This window comes from Aestuariivirga sp. (assembly GCF_046294715.1).
Lineage (GTDB): Bacteria > Pseudomonadota > Alphaproteobacteria > Rhizobiales > Aestuariivirgaceae > Aestuariivirga.
On record NZ_JBKBKI010000006.1, the window covers coordinates 71668 to 92139 of the forward strand.

Genomic DNA, 20472 nt, shown 5'->3' on the forward strand with positions numbered 1-20472 from the left:
GCAACTCACCTCGTGTCGAAGCATTACTCAGCCCTTGCCCTCGCGCGCCACGCGGTTCAGCCGGATCTCCCCTGGCCGAGAGCGTGGGAATCGCCCGATCCGAAGCCCTCCTATGACGTGGTGATCGTCGGCGGCGGCGGCCACGGCCTCGCGACCGCGTATTATCTCGCGAAGAACCACGGCATCCGCAACGTGGCGGTGATCGAGCGGAGCTACATCGGCTCAGGCAACGTCGGGCGGAACACCACCCTCATCCGCTCCAACTACATGATCGGCGGCAATACCGCCTTCTTCGAACATTCGCTGAAGCTGTGGGAAGGCCTCTCGCACGAACTCAACTTCAACTGCATGGTCTCCCAGCGCGGCCAGATCGTGCTGGCGGTGAGCCCCTCGCAGATGGACGTGTTCGCGCGGCGCGGCAACGTCATGCGCTTGAACGGCATCGACGCCGAACTGCTCGACCGGTCCGACGTCGAGAAGCTTCTGCCCTTCCTCGACTATTCGAAGGAGGCGCGGTGGCCCGTCTATGGCGCCATCATGCAGCCGCGGGCCGGAACCGTGCGGCATGATGCTGTTGCCTGGGGCTATGCCCGCGCCGCCTCGAACCTGGGCGTCCACATCATCGAGAACTGCGAGGTCGGGGGCTTCACGATCGAGAACGGCAAGGTGACGGGCGTCGAGACCTCGCGCGGCCGCATCAATGCCGGACGTGTGGGGATCGCGGTCGCCGGCCACACCTCCCACGTGGCGAAGATGGCGGGGCTCCGGCTTCCCGTCGAGAGCCACATCCTCCAGGCCTTCGTGACGGAGCCCATCAAGCCCATCGTGCACCACGTCGTCTCCTGGGGTGCGGAACTCTTCTATCTCTCGCAGTCCGACAAGGGCGGCCTCGTCTTCGGCGGCCACATCGACGGCTTCAACACCTACACCCAGCGCGGCCAGTTCAACCGCATCCAGACGGTCGCCGAATGTGCCGTCTCACTCATGCCCTTCATTTCGCGGCTGCGGCTGCTCCGCCACTGGGGCGGCATCCAGGACATGACGCCGGATGGCAGCCCCTTCATCTGCCGCACCGAGGTGAAGAACCTCTATCTGAACGGCGGCTGGTGCTACCAGGGCTTCAAGGCGACACCCGCCTCGGGCTGGACCTTCTCCCACACCATCGCCAACGACGCGGAACACGAACTCAACCGCGACTTCTCGCTCGACCGTTTCGAGAAGGCGCGCGAACTCGACGAATTCGGCCTCGGCAACTGGACCTACAAGCAATGATCATCCCGTGCCCCCATTGCGGCGAGCGTGACGTCTCGGAATTCCGTTACGGCGGCGATGCCTCGAAGCAGCGCCCGGAGCATGGCAAGGGCAATCTCAAGGCCTGGCACGACTACTACTTCCTGTTCGATAACCCTAAGGGCCCGCACACCGAATATTGGCAGCACGTGCTCGGCTGCCGCCGCTGGTTCGCGCTGGCACGCAACACCGCCACCAACGAGATCGGGGGTGTGGTGTGACGAAATCCTTCCGCCGCCTGGCCTCTGGCGGCCGCATCGACCGGGCGAAGCCCGTGAGCGCCCGTTTCGACGGTACGGCGCTCAACGGCTTCGCGGGCGATACGCTGGCCTCGGCCCTTCTCGCCAATGGCCGCCTGCTCATCGGCCGCAGCTTCAAGTATCACCGTCCGCGCGGACTCCTCTCCGCCGGCATCGAAGAGCCGAACGGCCTCTTCACCTTGGGCGAAGGCGCCACGACGGAACCGAACGTCGCGGCCACCATGACCGATCTCGTGGACGGCCTCGTGGCGCGCACGCAGAACGCCTGGCCATCGCCCGGTTTCGATGTGATGGCAGTGAACTCGCTCATCTCGCCGATGTTCCAGTCGGGCTTCTACTACAAGACCTTCATGGGCCCCACCAAGGGCTCCTGGATGTTCTACGAGTCCTTCATCCGCAAGGCGGCGGGCCTCGGCGCCGCCACCGACCTTCCAGACCCCGACCGCTACGAGACGCGCTATGCCTTCTGCGACGTGCTGGTGGTGGGCTCCGGCCCCGCGGGACTCGCCGCCGCCTTGACGGCGGGACGCAGCGGCGCGCGCGTGGTGCTGGCCGAGCAGGACAGCGAACTCGGCGGCAGCCTGCTCTCCGGCAGGGATACCGAGCACGAGGCCTGGCGTGCCGGCTGCGTGGATGAGCTGAAGGGGCTTGCCAGGGTGCAGGCCTTCACCCGCACAACGGTGCAGGGCCTTTATGACGGCAATCTTGCCGTTCTGGTGGAGAACCGCAGCCATCTCCGGCCCGATGCGCGGAAGGGCGATGCCCGCATGGTGCTGACGCAGCTTCGCGCGAGGGCCATCGTGCTGGCCACGGGCGCCATCGAACGGCCGCTCGTCTTCTCCAACAACGACCGCCCGGGCGTGATGCTGGCCTCGGCGCTGCGCAGCTACCTCAATCGCTTTGCCGTGGCGCCAGAGAAGCGCGCGGTGATCGTCACTAACAATGACACCGCCTATGACGCGGCGGTCGATCTTGCCGCAGCGGGCGTCGCGGTGACGGTCGCCGATCATCGCGCCGCCGTCGCGCCCGAGATCCTGTCGCGGGCGGGTGCGAAGGGTGTTGCCATCTTCCCCGGGAGCGGCATCGTGGATGTCGAGGGTGCGAAGGCCGTGAAGCGCGTGCGGCTTGGCGGCGCGCATGCGGTGTCGGTCGACTGCGATGCGGTCGGCATGGCGGGCGGCTGGTCGCCCGTCGTCCATCTCTCCTCGCATGGCGGCATCAAGCCGCGCTACGACGAGGGCATCGCCGGCTTCGTGCCCGGCGGTTTCGCGCCCACCCATTTCGGCGCGGGCGCCATGATGGGAAGCTTCGGCCTCGCCGCTGCCGTGGCCGAGGGTGCGAAGGCCGGTGCCTCCGCCGCCTCCGTTGCGGGCTTCGGCAAGACGCGTCCCGTCTATCCGCCCGAGCACGTGACGGACGCGAGCTATGCGATCCTCCCCGTCTGGGCTCCGCCCCAGGAGGGCAGGGGCAAGGCCTTCGTCGATTTCCAGAACGATGTGACGGCGAAGGACGTCAGGATCGCCCATGAGGAAGGCTACCGATCGGTCGAACACCTGAAGCGCTACACCACGCTCGGCATGGGCACCGACCAGGGCAAGACGTCGAACATCAACGCCCTGGCGCTGATGGCGGAACACCGCGGCGTCACCATCCCCGAAGCCGGCACCACCACCTTCCGCCCGCCTTATGCGCCGCTCACCATGGGTGCCATCGCGGGCCGCGTGGTGGGCGCGCATTTCCGCCCGGTGCGGCGCTCGCCGCTTCATGACTGGCACGCGAAGAACGGTGCGACCTTCATCGACGCCGGGCTGTGGAAGCGCGCCTGGTATTATGCCTGGGCCGGCAACTCGCCCGAGACGGCCTACCTGAAGGAAATGGAACTGGTGCGCAAGGGCGTGGGCCTCGCCGACGTCTCGACGCTGGGCAAGATCGACATCCAGGGCCGCGATGCCGCGGAATTCCTCAACCGCGTCTATGTCAACGGCTTTGCCAAGCTGCCCGTCGGCAAGGTGCGCTACGGCGTGATGCTGAACGATGACGGCGTGGTGCTGGATGACGGCACCACGGCGCGGATCTCGGAAGACCGCTTTTACATGACGACGACCACCGCCCAGGCGGGTGAGGTCATGTCATGGCTCGAATATCTCCTGCAATGCCACTGGACCGATCTCGACGTCGAGGTGGCTTCTCTGACCGACGAATGGGCGGGAATGGCCGTTTCCGGGCCGAAGGCGCGCGAGGCGCTCCAGCTTGCCTTCCCGGAGGCTGACCTCTCGAATGAGGCGCTGCCGCACATGGGCTGCCGGGACATCGCCTTCGAGGGCGTCACGGTGCGGCTGCTGCGCATGTCGTTTTCGGGCGAGCTCGCCTATGAGGTCCACGTCGCGGCGGATTACGCTATCAGCCTGTGGGAGCACATCCTCGAAGCCGCGGCTTCGACTGGTATCAAGCCCTATGGCCTGGAAGCGCTAGCGAGCTTGCGCATCGAAAAGGGCCATGTGGCTGGTCTCGAGCTCGACCACCGCAACACGCTGGATGATCTCGGATTGGGCAGGATGGCCGGCAAGGAGAAGGATTATGTAGGCCGCGCTCTGCGGTTCCGGGAGGATGCACAGTCGCCCGAGCGCTGGAGCCTCGTCGGGCTCGAATTGCTGGAGCCCGAGAAGAAGCTGCGCGGCGGCTCGATCCTTTTCGCCGCGACGGACGAGATCAAGGGCCATGGCCGCGGCTACATCACCTCGGTGACCTGGTCCACGGAGCTCAACAAGTTCATTGCCCTCGGCCTCTACAAGGGCGGCCTGAAGCACGAAGGCGAGGAGATCGTCGCCGCCTTCCCGCTGAAGAACGAGCAGGCGCGGCTCAAAATCGTCTCGCCACACTTCATCGATCACGAGGGAGCCCGCCTCCATGCTTGAGAGACGATCGGCGCTCGCCTCCGCCGCCCCCTACGCAAGCGCGAAGCTCGTCATCGCCGAGCGTCCCGGCTTCTCGCTCACGCAGCTTGCCGGGCCCGAGAAGAGCATCGCGGCCGTGACGGGCCCGCTGCCGGAGAAGGTGGCGCAGGCGCAGGTGAACGGCGAGCACACCATCTTCCGCACCGGGCCCGCGCAGTTCTGGCTGATCGGGCCGGAGCGGGACGAGACGCCGGCGCGGCTCGAAGGCCATTGCGCGGTGACGCCGCTCTCCCACAGCCGCGTGCGCATCGCCCTTTCAGGCTCGCCCGCCCGCGCCGTGCTGGCGAAGCTCATGCCGGTCGATTTTCACGCCTCGGTCTTCAAGCCGGGCGGCGTCGCCCTCACGGGACTTCACCACACGCCCGTCACCGTCCACTGCACGCGCGAGGACTCCTTCGATGTTTATGCGATGCGGACCTTCGCGCTGAACGTCTGGGAAGTGGTCACGGACGCGGCGCTGGAATTCTGCTGAAACAGACCCTTACTTCTTCACATCCGCGACCACTGCGCCTGACAACTCCACCAGCTTTCCGAACCCGATCTCGAACACCGCATTTGGCGTGCCGCCCGCGGCCCACGACGTCGGGAACGCCTTCAGGTCCTCATCGAGAAACACCACACATGGCGTGGCATGTCCCAGGGGCGGAACTCCGCCCACCCCATAGCCCGTCGTTTCCTTCACGAAATCCGGGCTGGCACGCTCGACCTTCTCGCCGATGAGCGCGCGGATCTTCTTCTCGTCCACCCGGTTGACGCCGGATGCGATCACCAGCACCGGCTTGCCGGTCTGGCTCCGGAACAGGATGGACTTGGCGATCTGCGCCAGCGCACAGCCGATGGCGTCGGCCGCCTCCTGCGCCGTGTGCGTGCTCTCGTCGAACTCGACGACGCTGAAGGAGGGCCCCAGCGCCGCCTGCACGCGGAGCGCCTGCGGGTGCGTCGAGGCCCGCATCCCGGATCAGGACCGCATCCGCTTGCCTTCGGGGTCGAAGGGCGGCTCGGTGATGATGGTGGCCCGGCGGTTCTCGCCGATGATCTCGATCTCGAAGGCGCCTTCGCCGGTGTCGCCCGCCAGCTCCTTCGGCACGTAGCCTTGGGCCATGGATTTGCCCACATAATGCGCGAAGCCGCCGGAGGTGACCCAGCCCACCACCTTGCCCTTGTGCCAGATAGGCTCGTCGCCCAGCACGTCCGCGTCCGCCGCATCGACGATCATGGAAACGCGCCGCAGCGTGCCGCCCGAACGCTTCTCCTCCATCGCCGCCTCGCGGCCGACGAAGTCGTTCTTGGTGAGATCGATGAAGCGGTCCATTCCGGCTTCGAAGCCGCCATAGATCGGGCGGAGCTCGCGGAACCAGGTGGGGAAGTTCTTTTCGAGCCGCATGGAGAGCAGCGCCCGCATGCCGAAATTGACGATGCCATGCGCCGTGCCCGCCCGCATGATCTCCTGGTAGAGGCGGCGCTGGTACTCTGGCGTCACCCAGATCTCGTAGCCGAGGTCGCCCGTGTAGGTCACGCGGTTGATGAGCGCCGGGCAATGCGCCACCTCCATGGAGCGGTGGTCCATGAAGCGGAAGGCGGCGTTGGACACGTCCTCGTCCACGAGCTGTTCCAGCACCGCGCGTGATTTCGGTCCGGCGATCGAGAGGCCGACGAGCCCCATGTCGTAGCGGTGGATCTGCACCGATCCATCGGCGGGCAGGTGCCGTTCGAACCAGCGCATGTGATATTTCTGCGCCTGGCTCGATCCCCACATGTAGAAGCACTCGTCGGAGGCCTTGGCGATGGTGAAGTCGCCGATGAGCTTGCCCGCCGGGTTGAGCATCGGCGTGAGGATGATGCGGCCGGTCTTCGGCATCTTGTTGGTCATGAGGCGCGAGAGGAAGGCCTCCGCTCCCGGTCCGGTGAATCGGTACTTGGCGAAGTTCGCGATCTCGGTCACGCCCACGCCGTTGCGCGTCGCCAGCACCTCCGCCTTCACATGCGGGAAGTCGTTGGAGCGGCGGAACGAGACGATGTCCTTCGGCTCCACACCCTTCGGCGCGAACCACAGCGGCGTCTCGAGGCCCCAGGAGTCTCCCATCACCGCGCCTTGGCTGAGCATGATGTCATAAAGCGCGGTGGTCTGCTGCGGCCTTGCGGCGGGAAGCTCCTCGTTGGGGAAGCGGATCGAGAAGCGGCGGGAGTAATTCTCGCGCACCTTTTCGTTGGTGTAGGTGCGCGTCGCCCATTCGCCGAAGCGGGCGCAGTCCATGGCCCAGACGTCGAAGCCGGGATCGCCGTTCACCATCCACTGTGAAAGCGCCAGGCCCACGCCGCCGCCCTGGCTGAAGCCCGCCATGACGCCGCAGGCGAGCCAGAAGTTCTGCACGCCCTGAACGGGGCCCACCAGCGGGTTGCCGTCGGGCGTGAAGGTGAAGGGCCCGTTGATGACGCGCTTGATGCCGGCATTGGCAAGAGCCGGGAAATGCTTGTAGCCGAGCTCGAGATTGGGTGCGATGCGGTCGAGGTCCGGCTGGAGGAGCTCGCGGCCGAAGCCCCACGGCGTCTGCTTCGGGCTCCACGGCACGCAGGCGCGCTCATAGGTGCCGAGCACCATGCCGCTCCGCTCCTGGCGCATGTAGATCTCGGACTTGAAGTCGATGATGTGCGGCAGCTCGTGGCCGCGCTCCTTGTTGTAGGAGACGACTTCGGGCATCTCGTCGGTGACGAGATACATGTGCTCCATGGCGAGCACCGGAAGCTCGAGGCCCACCATGCGGCCCACCTCGCGCGCCCACAGCCCGCCGCAGTTGACGACATGCTCGGCATGGATCGATCCCTTGGACGTGATGACGTCCCAGCTGCCGTCCTTCCTCTGCTTCAGCTCCTCGACCTTGGTGTCCTGGTAGATCTCGGCGCCGTTGATGCGGGCAGACTTGGCATAGGCATGCGTGGTGCCTTCCGGGTCGAGGTTGCCGTCCGCCTTGTCGATCATGGCGCCGACGAAATACTTCTCTTCAAGCAGCGGATGCATCTTCTTGGCTTCCGCCATGGAGATGATCTCGGTTTCGAGGCCGAGATAGCGCGCGCGGGCATGGGCCATCTTCAGCCATTCCATTCGCTCCGGGCTGTCGGCCAGGATGAGCCCGCCCGAACGGTGAAGCCCGCAGGCCTGGCCGGAGATCTGCTCCAGCTCGTTGTAGAGCGCGATCGTGTAGCCCTGGAGCTTCGCCACGTTCGGATCGCCGTTCAGCGTGTGGAAGCCGCCCGCCGCATGCCATGTCGATCCCGAGGTGAGGATGTCGCGCTCGACGAGCACCACGTCCTTCCAGCCGGCCTTGGTGAGATGATAAAGCACCGAGCATCCGACGACACCGCCGCCGATCACCACGACACGAGCCTGGGTCTTCATGGAATATCCTTGCGAAAAGGGGTGTTTTGCGGGCGTTTTAGCTTGGCGGGCGGGGGGCCGCAATCGCCGCTGCCGGTGAAAAGAATTCATCCAAAGAAAATGGCCCCGCCTCGCGGCAGGGCCATTTCATGAAAGCGCCGAAGCTCAGATCGCGTCCTTGACTTCCTTGGCGGCGCGGAAGGCCAGCTTCTTCGAGGCCTTGATCTTGATCTGCTCGCCCGTGGCGGGGTTGCGGCCCATGCGGGCGGGGCGCTTCTTGACCTGGAAGATGCCGAGGCCGGTGACACGCACCTTGTGGCCGCGCTTCAGGTTCTTGACGGTGAGGTCCACGAAGGCGTTCAGGAATTCGCCTGCCGCCTTCTTCGACATCTCGTGCTTCTCGGCCAGTTCGGCGGCGATCTTCGAGAGGGCAATCGTCTGGATCTTGTCGTCAGCCATGTGTCTCTCCTTGATTGGGGGTTTGGCTGAGTCAACGCGTTAACCCAGCTTTCGATTCGTGAAAACGCTTATTTTCAAGGGTTTTTGCCGCCGCGGCCGGGAAAAACCCTTGAATTACGCGGTTTAACTCCTTTTTGACACATCTGAACAGAAAGAAACATATGTCAAATCAAGAAGATAATGCATCTGGCGCCGGCTTGCCCGGGGCTTGCGTGGCGATGTCGAGATGGTTCTTGAGCGGGATGGGCGGCAGGCGATGCTTTGTGGAAAACCGGTCGAGATTGGCCCGCCGCTGCGCCTCGAGCGATTCGCCGGACATGTTCTGCGCATGAACGCGGATCGCCACCACCGGCTTCCTGATGTGCGTGAGCGCATGGCCGGCGCGCGCCACGCGGAGATACCAGTCCCAGTCCCAGTAGTAGGGAAGGGACTCGTCGAAGGGCCCCAGCTCCTCATGAAGGCTTCGCCTGTAAATGACGCCGGAGATGAGGATCGTGTTGTCGCGGGTGAGCGTCTCCGCATCGGCCTCGAACGCGAAGGGCAGGCTGGCGCGGCCGTCCTCGAACACCATGACGCCATCCGCGTGGCAGAATGCGGCTTCGCGCGCAAAGGCCTGCGCCGCCTTCTCGAAATAGCCCTCGTCCGTGAACCAGTCGTCGTCGTCGAGGAAGCAGATGAGATCGCCCTTTGCCGCGGCAACGCCCATGTTGCGCGCCGGCACCGGCCCGCGCTGGCGGTTGTCGAGCACCCTGATCGGGCCATGGAGCGCACCGACCGCATCCGCAGCACCCACGCCGTCGTCGACGACGATGATCTCCTCCGGGGCATGGGTCTGCGCCAGCACGCTGTCGAGCGCCTGCTTCAGGAAATGATGGCGGCCACGGGTGGGGATGACGACGGAGATGCTCTTCATGCCTTGTGCTACGCGGAACTACCCTCGCGGGATTGCCTGCTATAGCATGGTTTCATGATCGCCGCGCTGCAGATGTATGACTGGCCAGAGGTGAGGGAAGCGACCGACCAGTGGTGGGCCGGGCTCGCGCGTCGCCTGGGAGTCGATGCGCCGCTCGAGCGCCCCGCCGACTTTGCGGCCCCCTGGTTCCGCGATGATCTCCTCTTCGCGCAGACCTGCGGCTATCCCTTCACCCATGCGCTCAGGGGCAAGGTGAAGCTCGTGGCAACGCCTCACTATACGGCCGACGGCTGCGAGGGCCCAATGTATCGCAGCATTCTCTTTGCGCGCGAGGCCGGGCCGGTCGCGGCGTTCAGGGGCGCCGTTGCGGCGGTGAACACGCCTGACTCGATGTCCGGCATGCTGGCGCTGAAGCTCGCGGTGGCACCCTACGCAGAGCGTGGCCGCTTCTTCGCGCGCGCCATCGAAACCGGCGGCCATCTTGCTTCGCTCGATGCGGTGCGCGAGGGGCGCGCCGATCTCTGCGCCATCGACTGCGTCTGCGTGGAGCTCGCCCGGCACCATCGTCCGGATCTTCTGCAAGGCCTGGTGGAGGTCGCGCGGTCTCCCGCCGTGCCCGGCCTGCCGTGGATCACCCAGGTGGGCGATCCCTCGGCGCTTCGAGACGCATTGGGCAGCGCCTTCGCCGATCCCGATCTCGCACCGGTGCGCGAACGGCTGCTGCTGGCCGGTTTCTCGCTGCTGCCGCCCGAGACCTACGACCGCATCACCGATCTCGAAAAGGCGCTCGAAAGGAACGGGGGTCTCGAACTGCTGTGAGGCAGCTCAGCGCTTCGGCACCGGCACCGTTTCGTCCGGCGAGGGGCGCGCCTTCACGAAGTCCTCCTTGGTCTCGCAGTGCAGCGCAAGGGCATGAAGCTTCGGATACTTCTCGGGCGGGAACACGTCCGGCGTCCGCATCTTCATGTAGCTCACGGTGCAGCCGATGGTGATGTCTGCCTGCGTCATCTTCTCGTCGAAGAACCACGGCGCGCCGCAGTCATGCTCCAGTTTTTCGAGCCCCGCGCGGACCTGCGAGACGATGCGCTTCTCGTAGTCGCGGTTGATGTGCTTGTCGATGTGGAACAGCCTTTCGTAGAAGAGTGCGACGGCTTTCTCCGCGCATCCCAGCGCCAGCACCACAGCCTGCAGCACCTTGCGCCGTTCCGGCCCATGCGGCGGCGTCATCGCCCGCGCCGGCCCTGCCGCCTCGTCGAGATGGTCGATGATGGCGGAGGAGTCGATGAGCGTCTCGCCGCTCTCGAGGATCAGCGAGGGCACGCGGATCAGCGGGTTGATCTTCTGCATCTCGGGGGCGTTGCGGAACACCGACATCGTGTTGCGCTCATAGGGCATGTGATAGTGGTTCAGCGTCACCGCCACGCGCCGCACGAAGGGAGAGTCGAACTGGCCCACGAGGATCATGGGCCGATCATCGCTCAATCAGGCCAGCCGCTCAAGCGCCCTCTCGCGCCCGATCAGCGGCAGGAGCTGTGCGAGTTCGGGGCCGTGGTCGAGGCCGGTCAAGGCAAGGCGCAGCGGCATGAAGAGCGGCTTGCCCTTGCGGCCGGTCGAGGCCTTCACCGCCTCCGTCCACTGCTTCCACGTGCCACCGTCCCATGGCTCCTCCGGCAGCAGGTGTCGCGCCTCGGCGATGAAGCTCCGGTCTTCCTCCGCGATCACCGGCGTGACCGGCCCCGCGATGATGCCGCGCCAGCCCTCTGTGTCCGAAAGCTTCGCGACATTGCCCCGGATCGCGAGCCAGAAGGCTTCCGAGGCGCCGGGAAGCCGGTCCTTCACCGACTCCCACGGCATGTGATGGAGAAGCTTGGCGTTGAGATGCAGAAGCTCCGCCTCGTCGAAGCGGGCGGGGGCGCGCGACAGCTTGTCGAGGCCGAAGCCCTCGACGAGCTCCTCGTAGCCGAGGCAGGGATGGATGTTGTCTGACGTGCCGAGCAGGGCGGCGAGGCTCACCACCGCCATGGGCTCGAGCCCGCCCGCGCGCATCGCGGCGATCGAGAGCGAGCCGAGCCGCTTCGACAGGCCCTTGCCGTCCGCCCCGGTGAGAAGGCTGTGATGCGCGTAACCCGGCACGCGGCCGCCGAGCGCTTCCGTGATCTCGATCTGCACGGCGGTGTTCACCACGTGGTCCTCGCCGCGGATCACGTGGCTGATGCCGAAGTCGATGTCGTCGATCACCGAGGGAAGCGTATAGAGATAGCTCCCGTCCTCGCGCACCAGCACGGGATCGGAGAGCGAGGCGGTGTCGATGTGCTGCGGCCCGCGGATCAGGTCGTGCCATTCGACCGTTCGCCCGTCGAGCCGGAAGCGCCAGTGCGGCTTCTGTCCCGAGGCCTCGAGGCGCTGGCGCTCCTCCGCCGTGAGCTTCAGCGCCGCCCGGTCGTAAACGGGTGGCAGGCCGCGGGCCAGCTGGCGCTTGCGGCGCCGGTCGAGTTCGTCGGCTGTCTCGTAGCAGGGATAGAGGCGGCCCGCGGCGCGCAAGCCATCCGCCAGCTCGTCATAGCGCGCGAAACGCTTCGACTGCCATTCGACGCGGTGCGGCCTGATCCCAAGCCAGTGGAGATCGGCGGCAATGCCGTCGGCGAACTCCTGCGTCGAGCGCGCGGTGTCGGTGTCGTCATAGCGCAGAACGAATTCGCCGCCGCTCTTGAGCGCGAAGAGCCAGTTGAGGATCGCCGTCCTCGCATTGCCGATGTGGATGCGCCCCGTCGGCGAGGGCGCGAAGCGGACGGTGGTCATGCTCAGCGCCCGTCCCGAAAGCCGTTGGTGATCGGGTAGCGCCGGTCCCGCCCGAAGTTGCGCCGGGTGATCTTGACGCCGGGCGCTGCCTGCCGCCGCTTGTATTCGGCCACATAGAGCATGTGCTGCACGCGTTTCACCAGCGCCTCGTCATATCCCGTCTCCCTGACGATCTCGGCAACGGGGAGCTCGTTCTCGACGAGGCCTTCGAGCATCGCGTCGAGCACGTCGTAGGGCGGCAGCGAATCCTGGTCCGTCTGGTTTTCGCGCAGCTCGGCGGAGGGAGCCTTCGTGATGATGCGCTCGGGGATGACGCGGCCCCTCGCGTTGCGCCAGGCGGCCAGCCGGTAGACCTCCGTCTTGTACACGTCCTTGATCGGGTTGTAGCCGCCGTTCATGTCGCCGTAGAGCGTCGCATAGCCCACCGACATCTCGGACTTGTTGCCGGTGGTCAGCACCATCGCGCCGAACTTGTTGGAGATCGCCATGAGGATCACCCCGCGCGCGCGCGACTGCAGGTTCTCTTCCGTGACGCCCGGCGTGCTGCCGTGGAACATCGGCTTCAGCGCCTCGAGAAATCCCTCGACGGGAGCCTTGATCGGCACCACGTCGTAGCGCACGCCGAGCAGCTTCGCGCATTCCTCGGCATCGGCGAGGCTCTCGCGGCTGGTGTAGGCATAGGGCAGCATCACGCAATGCACCTTCTCCGCCCCCAGCGCGTCGACCGCCATGGCGGCGACGACGGCGGAATCGATGCCGCCCGAGAGGCCCAGCACCACCCCGGGAAAGCGGTTCTTCAGCACATAGTCGCGCAGTCCCAGAACGCAGGCCTTCCAGGTTTCCTCCTCCTTCTCGGGGATCGCCTCGATTTCGCCGGGCACGCAATGCCAGCCGTCTGCCCCGCGCCGCCATTCGGTGACGGCGATCTCCTCCCGGAACATCGGCATCTGGAGCGCCAGCGAGCGGTCGGCATTGAGCACGAAGGAGGCGCCGTCGAACACGAGCTCGTCCTGCCCGCCCACCTGGTTGAGATAGGCCATGGGCAAGCCCGTCTCCGTCACCCGCGCGACGACGAGATTGAGCCGCATGTCGTCCTTGTTGCGCTCGAAGGGCGAACCGTTGGGAACGAGGAGGATCTCCGCCCCGGTCTCGACCAGCGTCTCGCAGGTCTCCTCCTGCCAGATGTCCTCGCAGATCGGAACGCCGATCCTCACCCCCTTGAAGGAGACGGGCCCGGGCGCGGGGCCGGAGTTGAACACGCGCTTCTCGTCGAACACGCCATAGTTAGGCAGGTCGAACTTGTAGCGCAGCGTCTCGATCCGCCCATTGGCGAGCAGCGCCACGGCATTGTAGAGGTTGGCACCCTCGCGCCAGGGAAGGCCGATCAGCACGGCAGGCCCCGTCGCCGTATCCTTCGCCAGCTCCTCCACGGCCGCCCGGCAGGCCTCCACGAAGGAGGGGCGAAGCACAAGGTCTTCCGGCGGATAGCCGCAGATGAAGAGTTCCGGGAACATGATGAGGTCGGCATCGGCGACATCCGCCCGGGCCGCCCGCGCGCGGGCGAGATTAGCGTTGATCGCCCCCAGCGTGGGGTTGAGCTGGGCCAGCGCGATGATGAGTCTGTCGGTCATGATGAGGGGGGTCTTAGCGGATGCAGGGCAGCCCTTCAATTGCGCGGCGTTGACGGCAAAGCCCCAATTGCGCATGACTGCGGGCATGATCCTGAAAAGCCTCCTCGATGCCCGCGATACGGGCGCCCCCGCCATCTCGGCTTCCGGCCGCCCCGACCTCACCTATGGCCTTTTTGCCGCACTCTGCGAGGACGTGGCGGCGAGCCTCCGCGCCCGCGGGCTTGCCCGCAACGACAAGCTCGCCATCGTGCTTCCCAACGGGCCGGAAATGGCGGCGAGCTTCGTCGCGGCGGCCTCCGCCGTCACGGCGGCACCGCTCAACCCCGCCTATCGCGAGGACGAGTTCCACTTCTACATGGACGACCTGAAAGCCAGGGCACTGCTGGTCGAAGAGGGCAGCACATCCCCGGCGATCGCCGCGGCGCAGCGCCTGGGCGTTCCGGTGCTGCGTCTGCATCCGGCGCGCGAGGCCGGCGCCTTCACCCTCTCGGGTGAAGGCGTGGGCCCTGCGGCAGGGCAGGGCCTGGCGGAAGCCTCGGACGTGGCGCTGGTGCTTCACACCTCCGGCACCACCTCGCGCCCCAAGATCGTGCCGCTCACCCACGCGAACCTGCTGGCCTCCGCCGGCAACATCCGCAACACGCTGCGGCTGACGGAGGCCGACCGCTGCCTCAACATCATGCCGCTGTTCCACATCCACGGGCTCGTGGCGGCGATCCTCGCCACGCTCTCGGCCGGGGGCTCCGTCTTCGCCACGCCCGGCTTCAACGCGCTCAAGTTCTTTTCCTGGATGGATGAGGCGCGGCCCAGCTGGTACACGGCCGTTCCCACCATGCATCAGGCGATCCTGGCGCGCGCCGAGCGGAACGAGGAAGTCATCAAGGCCAATCCGCTGCGCTTCATCCGCTCGAGTTCGGCCTCGCTGCCCGTTCCCGTTTTCCATGCGTTGGAGGCCGCCTTTTCCTGCCCGGTGATCGAAGCCTATGCGATGACCGAGAACGCCCACCAGATGACGTCGAACCAGCTGCCGCCCGGCAAGCGCAAGCCGGGCTTCGTCGGCTGTGCGGCGGGTCCGGAAGTGGCGATCATGGCGCCGGACGGGCGGCTCCTCGCAGCAGGCGAGGAGGGCGAGGTGGTCACGCGCGGCCCCAATGTCACGCCGGGCTACGAGAACAACCCCAAGGCCAACGAGTCCGGATTCGCCTTCGGCTGGTTTCACACCGGCGACCAGGGTCTCATGGATGAGGACGGCTTCCTCAAGATCACCGGGCGGCTGAAGGAGATCATCAACCGCGGCGGCGAGAAGATCGCCCCCATGGAGGTCGACGAGGTGCTGATGGAGCATGCGGCCGTGCACCAGGCGGTGACCTTCGCCATGCCTCATGACAAGCTGGGCGAGGAGGTCGCCGCCGCCGTCGTGCTGCGGGAAGGCATGAGTGCCAGCGAGCGCGAACTGCAGGATTTCGCCAATGGGCGCCTCGCCGCCTTCAAGGTGCCCAAGCGCATCCTGGTGCTCGACGAAATCCCCAAGGGCGCCACAGGCAAGCTGCAGCGCATCGGCCTGGCGCAGAAGCTCGGCCTCGCATGACGAAGATCTGCGTCTTCGGCGCTGGCGCCATCGGCGGCTATGTCGGCGCCAGGCTGGCGATGAAGGGCGAGGCGGAGATTTCACTCGTGGCGCGAGGGGCCCATCTCGCCGCCATGCGCGAGAACGGCCTGACGCTGAAGCAGGCGGGCGAAACCCATGTGCTGCGCCCCAACGTCACGGATGACCCGCGCCGGCTCGGCGAGCAGGATTTCATCATCCTCGCCCTCAAGGCGCATGGCGTGGCGGCCGTGCTCGATCAGCTCTCGCCGCTGATCGGCAAGGATACCGCGATCCTCTTCGCCCAGAACGGCATCCCGTGGTGGTACTTCCACGGCCAGGGCGGTGCTCTCGAGGGAACGCGCCTCGAAAGCGTCGATCCCGGCGGCGTGATCTGGAACCGCATCGGCCCCGAACGCGCGCTGGGCTGCGTCGTCTGGCAGGCGGCCGAGATCGAGGCCCCGGGCGTCATCGCCCACCACTACGGCGACCGCATGCCGGTCGGCGAGCCGACGGGCGAGAAGACGGAGCGCGTGGCGATCCTGAGCCGGCTCCTCACCTCCGCCGGCATCAAGAGCCCCGTGCGGCCCAATCTGCGGAACGAGATCTGGCTCAAGCTCTGGGGCAATCTCAGTTTCAACCCGGTGAGCGTGCTGACGCTGGGAACGCTCGTCGATCTCGCCACGGACGCCGGCACCCGCCGCGTCATCGCCACGATGATGGAGGAGGCACGAGGCGTTGCCGAGGCGCTGGGGGTCAGCTTCGGCGTGGGCATCGAAGAGCGCATGGACATGGCTGCCAAAGTGGGGGCCCACCGCACGTCCATGTTGCAGGACGTGGAGGCCGGCCGGCCCACGGAACTCGACGCACTGCTTGGAGTTGTCATCGAGCTTGCACGGCTCGTGAAAATCGGCACGCCGAGCTTGCAATTGGTCTATGACCTCTGCAAGTTCCGCAGCACAAGGACATGACGGCAACCAGGCATCCGCAAGGACGGTGACATGCGCCTCGACAACGAGAAGCCAGACTATGACAGCATCGAGGACCGGCGCGGCCAGGGCGGCGGCTTCGGTTTCCCGGGCGGCCGCGGCAGGCGCATCAACATCCCGATGGGCGGCGGCAGGGCGGGCGGCTTCAGCATCCGCACCCTGATCTTCCTCGTCATCATCTATTTCATCCTCAAGATGCTGGGGATCGACCTCCTCCAGGTGCTGAACCAGGGCGGCGTGAGCGTGCCCGGGGGCGGCAGCAATTCCGAGATGACCTTGCCCGACACGCGCACCGACATCGGCTTCGGCAACGACGTCTCGCCCGGCCAGGGCACCGGCACGGCGGGTGCGAATTCGGATGCCGGCAAGGAATTCGTGGCGCGCGTCCTGGGCTCCAACAACCGCATATGGGACGGCATCTTCACCCAGATGGGCCAGAGCTACCAGAAGCCGAAGCTCGTGCTGTTCGATGGCTTCGTGCAGTCGGCCTGCGGCATGGCGCAGTCGGCCATGGGCCCCTTCTATTGCCCGGGCGACCAGAAGGTCTACATCGACCTCAGCTTCTACCAGGACATGAAGAACAAGCTCGGGGCACCTGGCGATTTCGCCCAGGCCTATGTCATCGCCCACGAGGTGGGCCACCACGTGCAGAACCTCCTCGGCATTGCCAACAAGGTGCAGGCCCAGCGCATGCGCGTGTCGGAGGAGGAGGCCAACGCGCTCTCCGTGCGCATGGAGCTTCAGGCCGATTGCTTCTCCGGCATCTGGGCGCAGGAGGCCAATGCCTCCGCCCGGATCCTCGAGGAGGGCGACATCGAGGAGGGCCTCAACGCCGCCGCCGCCATCGGCGACGACCGGCTGCAGCGCCGCAGCCAGGGCTATGTCGTGCCGGAATCCTTCACCCACGGCAGCTCGGAGCAGCGCGTGCGCTGGTTCAAGCGCGGCTTCGAGGCCCAGAGCCTGCGCGATTGCGACACTTTCGCAACCGACAGTCTGTAGGCCGAACGCGCCTCGCGCGGGCCAGCCTCCCTCTGTTCAATCTTGACCGAAATCAAGGCAGGGCCGATGCTGCCTGCCTAATTGTCAGTCCGAAATTGGACTTCGGCTGAGAAAGAGGAGGGACGAATGACCAGGAAAATTCTCTGTGCCACGGACGGGACCGAGCATTCGGCGCATGCCGTGGAGCTTGCCGCCGAGATGGCCGCGAAGCTCGGGGCGCAGCTGTCGATTTGCGCCGTCAACGTCGCGCGCGGCGGAACCCGCGGCCCGCTGATCTACACCTGGGAGGATGACCAGGTGAAGAAGGTCTTGGACGCCGCCGCCGCCGTCGCCCGCAAGGCGGGCGTCAGTGCGGTGAACGAGCTGGCGCTGAGGAGCCGCGAGGCCGCCGCCGCCATCGTCCAGTATGCCGAGGAAAACGGCTTCGATCACATCGTGGTCGGGACCGGCGACAAGCGCGGCGTTTCCCGCCTGGTGCTCGGCTCGGTGGCCTCCGACGTCGCCGGACGCGCCCATTGCAGCGTGACGGTCGCGCGCTGATCCTGCCATAGGCCTCACTTGTGCATCCCTCCCGGCTGGAGCAAAACGATGCTCCCGGCAGGGAGGAGCATGAGACGTGACCGAAGACATGGCGATTCTGCGGAGCCTCTTCGAGGCGGCTGTCGAAGCCGCGAATCCGATGAAGGCGGTGGCCCGCAACCTGCCACCGAAGCCCCGGGGCCGCACCGTTGTGATCGGCGCCGGCAAGGCCGCCGTTCCCATGGCGAAAGCTCTCGAAGAGAACTGGGACGGGCCGCTCGAAGGCTTCGTCATCGCGCCTCATTGCTATACCCATGACCTGAAGCGCCTCGGCCTCGTCCATGCCAGCCACCCGGTGCCGGACGAGTCGAGCCTCGCCGCGGCGGAGAAGGCCCTGTCGCTCGCCGCCACGCTGGGGCCTGACGATCTCCTCATCGCGCTCATCTCGGGGGGTGCCTCCGCGCTCATGTCGAAGCCCGTTCCCGGCATCTCGATCGAGGAGAAATTCGCGCTGGTGAAGGCGGTGCTGAAATGCGGCGCCAACATCTCCGAGCTCAACTGCGTGAGGAAGCAGATCTCCGCCGTGAAGGGCGGCCGCCTGGCGCGCGCGGCCGGAAGGGCGCGGATCTTCACCCTCGCGCTCTCCGACGTGCCGGGGGACGATCCCGCCATCATCGGCTCCGGCCCCACCGTGCCGGACCCGACGCGCAAGAAGGACGCGCGCGCCATTCTCGAACGCTACCGCGTGCCCGTCCCGCCTTCTGTCCTTGCATGGCTGAACGGCCCCGACGAGGACCGCAGCATTCCGAGCCCGGATGCCGAGACGCGCGTCATCGTCTCGCCGCGCGAATCCTTTCGCGCTGCGATCGGCAAGGCGGAAGCGATGGGCCTCAGCGTGCTCTACCTCGGCGACAGGATCGAGGGCGAGGCGCGCGAGGTGGCGAAGGTCCATGCCGGGATCGCCCTCGAGATCGCCGCGCATGACCAGCCAACTCGCAAGCCGTGCCTGCTGCTCTCCGGCGGCGAGACGGGCGTGACGGTGCGGGGCAGGGGGCGCGGCGGCCGCAACGTCGAATTCCTGCTCGCGCTGGCGATCGCGATCGGCGGCGATGCAAGCATCCACGCGCTTGCGGCCGACACGGACGGCATCGACGGCATGGAGCCGATCGCCGGCGCGGTGATCGATCCTTCGAGCCTCGAACGCGCCCGCGCCCTCGGCCTCGACCCCATCTCCTTCCTCGAGAACAACGATGCCCACAGCCTGTTCGAACGGCTGGGCGACCAGGTGGTCACCGGCCCCACCCACACCAACGTCAATGATTTCCGCGCCATGCTGATCAGGTGATCGCGTGGCCAAGGCGGAAACGCAGCTCGTCGCTCTCGCCTACCGCTACTTCATGGCGGTGGCGGAGACGGGTTCGGTCCGCGCCGCCGCGCGCGAGATCAACGTCGCCGCCTCGGCGATCAGCCGTCAGCTGCTCCGCCTCGAGGACTCCCTCGGCGTCGCGCTGTTCGACCGTTCGGGCCGCGGGCTCGCCCTCACCCCCGCCGGCGAGACCCTGCTGCGCGGCCTCAGGCAGGCGGCGCTGGGCCACGAGAACACGCTCGACGAACTCTCGGCGCTGAAGGGCCTGAAGCGCGGCCTGTTGCGCATCGCCACCGTCGAGAGCGTTTCGGTGTCGATCCTGCCCGACGTGCTGCTGGCCTTCGCCACCGACTATCCCGGAATCGAGGTGGCGGTGACGGTGGCGGGTTCCGAAGCCGTGACCACGCTGGTGCGCGAGCACCAGGCCGACCTTGGCTTCACCTTCAACCCGTCCTCCCTCGAAGGACTCGAAGTGCTGGCCTCCCGCGATCTCAGGCTCGGCGCGGTATTGGCCCCCGCCCACCCGCTGGCGAAAGCAAAGAGCCTGTCGCTTCCGGATTGCGCCCACTTTCCGCTGGCCTGGCCCTCGCGCGGGCTGAGCCTGCGCGCCATCCTGGACAGCGTTCCCGCGGCGCGGCGCATAAGGCCCGCTTTCGAATGCAGCTCGCTCCGCCTCATGGCCTCGCTCGCCCGGCGTGGCAGCTGCATCGCCTTCCAGACGGTGATCGGGATCGAGCAGGAGCTTGCCGCCGGAACACTTGTCTTCGTGCCGCTCGCCGACAAGCGCCTGCCGGTGGACCGGCTGCGGCTGCTCGCCCGCAAGGGCACCGCGAAGCGGCCTGCCGTCGAGGCCTTCCTCGCGATCGCCCGGGGTCACCTGCCCTGAGGCATCGTTCGCATTTCGCGCACGCATCGTTCCCCTTATTCTTCTTTTGAGCACAAGCCCGCTGTGTTAGCCTTTTCGGGTCAAAGAGGGAACGCGCGAGCATGGGCCGCCTGACGACGCATGTGCTGGACACCGCTTCGGGAAGGCCCGCGGCCGGCCTCAGGATCGAGTTGTTCCGCATGGGCGGGGAAAGCCCGCTGAAGACGATCCGCACCAATGCCGATGGCCGCGCCGACGGGCCGATCCTGGAAGGCGACGACTTCGCTCCCGGCCAGTACGAGCTGCGATTCCACGCGGGCGACTATCTTCGCGCCAACGGCGCGGCACTCCCTGATCCCGCCTTCCTGGACGTGATCCCGATCCGCTTCGGCATCGCCGATGCGTCCGCGCACTACCACGTGCCCCTGCTGCTCTCGCCCTATGGCTATTCCACCTACAGGGGGAGTTGA

The 20472-nt window shown here is 66.5% G+C and carries 19 protein-coding genes; 12 read left to right on the forward strand and 7 right to left on the reverse strand.

Annotation, left to right across the window (positions count from 1 at the left end):
- Nucleotides 1-12 precede the first annotated feature (12 nt).
- The 4 genes from ACK4HL_RS06325 to ACK4HL_RS06340 are packed head-to-tail and all read left to right on the forward strand — an operon-like array spanning nt 13 to nt 4976.
- On the forward strand, nt 13-1272 hold the full coding sequence (locus tag ACK4HL_RS06325) for a sarcosine oxidase subunit beta family protein (RefSeq protein ID WP_409757355.1): 1260 nt from the start codon (nt 13-15) through the stop codon (nt 1270-1272).
- A complete protein-coding gene (locus ACK4HL_RS06330; protein WP_409757358.1) occupies nt 1269-1511 on the forward strand; it encodes a sarcosine oxidase subunit delta in 243 nt (80 codons plus the stop codon). The genes ACK4HL_RS06325 and ACK4HL_RS06330 overlap by 4 nt, the downstream gene beginning before the upstream one ends.
- A complete protein-coding gene (locus ACK4HL_RS06335) occupies nt 1508-4465 on the forward strand; it encodes a sarcosine oxidase subunit alpha family protein (RefSeq protein WP_409757361.1) in 2958 nt (985 codons plus the stop codon). Before ACK4HL_RS06330 ends, ACK4HL_RS06335 begins: the two co-directional genes overlap by 4 nt.
- Nucleotides 4458-4976 (forward strand): sarcosine oxidase subunit gamma, encoded by a 519-nt coding sequence (locus ACK4HL_RS06340; RefSeq protein WP_409757364.1) that lies wholly within the window; start codon nt 4458-4460, stop codon nt 4974-4976. Before ACK4HL_RS06335 ends, ACK4HL_RS06340 begins: the two co-directional genes overlap by 8 nt.
- Before the next feature lie 9 nt (nt 4977-4985).
- Here the strand turns inward: ACK4HL_RS06340 and ACK4HL_RS06345 are convergent, their stop codons facing one another.
- The 4 genes from ACK4HL_RS06345 to ACK4HL_RS06360 all read right to left on the reverse strand — a co-directional run bounded on the left by ACK4HL_RS06345 (nt 4986) and on the right by ACK4HL_RS06360 (nt 9249).
- Complete coding sequence (locus ACK4HL_RS06345) at nt 4986-5456, reverse strand: YbaK/EbsC family protein (protein ID WP_409757367.1); 471 nt, start codon at nt 5454-5456, stop codon at nt 4986-4988.
- 6 nt (nt 5457-5462) lie between these two features.
- Nucleotides 5463-7898 carry an FAD-dependent oxidoreductase gene (locus ACK4HL_RS06350; protein ID WP_409757369.1) on the reverse strand — a complete coding sequence of 812 codons (2436 nt, stop codon included), beginning with the start codon at nt 7896-7898 and terminating at the stop codon, nt 5463-5465.
- Between the two features lie 144 nt (nt 7899-8042).
- Entirely contained in the window at nt 8043-8336 is a 294-nt protein-coding gene (locus ACK4HL_RS06355) for an HU family DNA-binding protein (RefSeq protein WP_409757372.1), read from the reverse strand.
- 169 nt (nt 8337-8505) lie between these two features.
- Nucleotides 8506-9249 (reverse strand): glycosyltransferase family 2 protein, encoded by a 744-nt coding sequence (locus tag ACK4HL_RS06360; RefSeq protein ID WP_409757375.1) that lies wholly within the window; start codon nt 9247-9249, stop codon nt 8506-8508.
- Between the two features lie 54 nt (nt 9250-9303).
- Between ACK4HL_RS06360 and ACK4HL_RS06365 the strand changes: the two genes are divergently transcribed.
- Nucleotides 9304-10068: a phosphate/phosphite/phosphonate ABC transporter substrate-binding protein gene (locus tag ACK4HL_RS06365; RefSeq protein ID WP_409757378.1), complete on the forward strand. Its 765-nt coding sequence runs from the start codon at nt 9304-9306 to the stop codon at nt 10066-10068.
- 6 nt (nt 10069-10074) lie between these two features.
- Here ACK4HL_RS06365 and ACK4HL_RS06370 read toward each other — a convergent pair whose 3' ends face one another.
- The 3 genes from ACK4HL_RS06370 to ACK4HL_RS06380 are packed head-to-tail and all read right to left on the reverse strand — an operon-like array spanning nt 10075 to nt 13679.
- Nucleotides 10075-10713 carry a glutathione S-transferase family protein gene (locus ACK4HL_RS06370; protein WP_409757381.1) on the reverse strand — a complete coding sequence of 213 codons (639 nt, stop codon included), beginning with the start codon at nt 10711-10713 and terminating at the stop codon, nt 10075-10077.
- Nucleotides 10714-10731: 18 nt separating this feature from the next.
- Complete coding sequence (gltX, locus tag ACK4HL_RS06375; RefSeq protein WP_409757384.1) at nt 10732-12048, reverse strand: glutamate--tRNA ligase; 1317 nt, start codon at nt 12046-12048, stop codon at nt 10732-10734.
- Between the two features lie 2 nt (nt 12049-12050).
- The gene (locus tag ACK4HL_RS06380; protein WP_409757387.1) at nt 12051-13679 is read right to left on the reverse strand and encodes an NAD+ synthase; all 1629 of its coding nucleotides are present in this window, start codon (nt 13677-13679) and stop codon (nt 12051-12053) included.
- Between the two features lie 85 nt (nt 13680-13764).
- Here ACK4HL_RS06380 and ACK4HL_RS06385 point away from each other — a divergent pair, with 85 nt between their 5' ends.
- The 7 genes from ACK4HL_RS06385 to uraH all read left to right on the forward strand — a co-directional run bounded on the left by ACK4HL_RS06385 (nt 13765) and on the right by uraH (nt 20472).
- Nucleotides 13765-15267: an acyl--CoA ligase gene (locus tag ACK4HL_RS06385; RefSeq protein ID WP_409757390.1), complete on the forward strand. Its 1503-nt coding sequence runs from the start codon at nt 13765-13767 to the stop codon at nt 15265-15267.
- A complete protein-coding gene (locus tag ACK4HL_RS06390) occupies nt 15264-16235 on the forward strand; it encodes a 2-dehydropantoate 2-reductase (RefSeq protein ID WP_409757393.1) in 972 nt (323 codons plus the stop codon). The genes ACK4HL_RS06385 and ACK4HL_RS06390 overlap by 4 nt, the downstream gene beginning before the upstream one ends.
- A gap of 30 nt (nt 16236-16265) precedes the next feature.
- Nucleotides 16266-17252, forward strand: a complete 987-nt coding sequence (locus ACK4HL_RS06395; RefSeq protein ID WP_409757396.1) for a neutral zinc metallopeptidase — start codon at nt 16266-16268, stop codon at nt 17250-17252.
- A gap of 126 nt (nt 17253-17378) precedes the next feature.
- Entirely contained in the window at nt 17379-17792 is a 414-nt protein-coding gene (locus ACK4HL_RS06400; RefSeq protein ID WP_409757399.1) for a universal stress protein, read from the forward strand.
- 76 nt (nt 17793-17868) lie between these two features.
- The gene (locus ACK4HL_RS06405) at nt 17869-19116 is read left to right on the forward strand and encodes a glycerate kinase (RefSeq protein WP_409757402.1); all 1248 of its coding nucleotides are present in this window, start codon (nt 17869-17871) and stop codon (nt 19114-19116) included.
- 4 nt (nt 19117-19120) lie between these two features.
- Nucleotides 19121-20023, forward strand: a complete 903-nt coding sequence (locus ACK4HL_RS06410) for a LysR family transcriptional regulator (protein ID WP_409757405.1) — start codon at nt 19121-19123, stop codon at nt 20021-20023.
- A 101-nt stretch (nt 20024-20124) separates the two neighbouring features.
- Complete coding sequence (uraH, locus tag ACK4HL_RS06415; protein WP_409757408.1) at nt 20125-20472, forward strand: hydroxyisourate hydrolase; 348 nt, start codon at nt 20125-20127, stop codon at nt 20470-20472.

Bases quoted from the DNA above. Each gene is read 5' to 3' on its own strand.
- ACK4HL_RS06330 (WP_409757358.1), top strand. From the start codon at position 1,269: ATGATCATCCCGTGCCCCCATTGCGGCGAGCGTGACGTCTCGGAATTC.
- ACK4HL_RS06340 (WP_409757364.1), top strand. From the start codon at position 4,458: ATGCTTGAGAGACGATCGGCGCTCGCCTCCGCCGCCCCCTACGCAAGC.
- ACK4HL_RS06345 (WP_409757367.1), bottom strand. From the start codon at position 5,456: ATGCGGGCCTCGACGCACCCGCAGGCGCTCCGCGTGCAGGCGGCGCTG.
- ACK4HL_RS06350 (WP_409757369.1), bottom strand. From the start codon at position 7,898: ATGAAGACCCAGGCTCGTGTCGTGGTGATCGGCGGCGGTGTCGTCGGA.
- ACK4HL_RS06355 (WP_409757372.1), bottom strand. From the start codon at position 8,336: ATGGCTGACGACAAGATCCAGACGATTGCCCTCTCGAAGATCGCCGCC.
- ACK4HL_RS06360 (WP_409757375.1), bottom strand. From the start codon at position 9,249: ATGAAGAGCATCTCCGTCGTCATCCCCACCCGTGGCCGCCATCATTTC.
- ACK4HL_RS06365 (WP_409757378.1), top strand. From the start codon at position 9,304: ATGATCGCCGCGCTGCAGATGTATGACTGGCCAGAGGTGAGGGAAGCG.
- ACK4HL_RS06370 (WP_409757381.1), bottom strand. From the start codon at position 10,713: ATGATCCTCGTGGGCCAGTTCGACTCTCCCTTCGTGCGGCGCGTGGCG.
- gltX (WP_409757384.1), bottom strand. From the start codon at position 12,048: ATGACCACCGTCCGCTTCGCGCCCTCGCCGACGGGGCGCATCCACATC.
- ACK4HL_RS06380 (WP_409757387.1), bottom strand. From the start codon at position 13,679: ATGACCGACAGACTCATCATCGCGCTGGCCCAGCTCAACCCCACGCTG.
- ACK4HL_RS06385 (WP_409757390.1), top strand. From the start codon at position 13,765: ATGATCCTGAAAAGCCTCCTCGATGCCCGCGATACGGGCGCCCCCGCC.
- ACK4HL_RS06390 (WP_409757393.1), top strand. From the start codon at position 15,264: ATGACGAAGATCTGCGTCTTCGGCGCTGGCGCCATCGGCGGCTATGTC.
- ACK4HL_RS06395 (WP_409757396.1), top strand. From the start codon at position 16,266: ATGCGCCTCGACAACGAGAAGCCAGACTATGACAGCATCGAGGACCGG.
- ACK4HL_RS06400 (WP_409757399.1), top strand. From the start codon at position 17,379: ATGACCAGGAAAATTCTCTGTGCCACGGACGGGACCGAGCATTCGGCG.
- uraH (WP_409757408.1), top strand. From the start codon at position 20,125: ATGGGCCGCCTGACGACGCATGTGCTGGACACCGCTTCGGGAAGGCCC.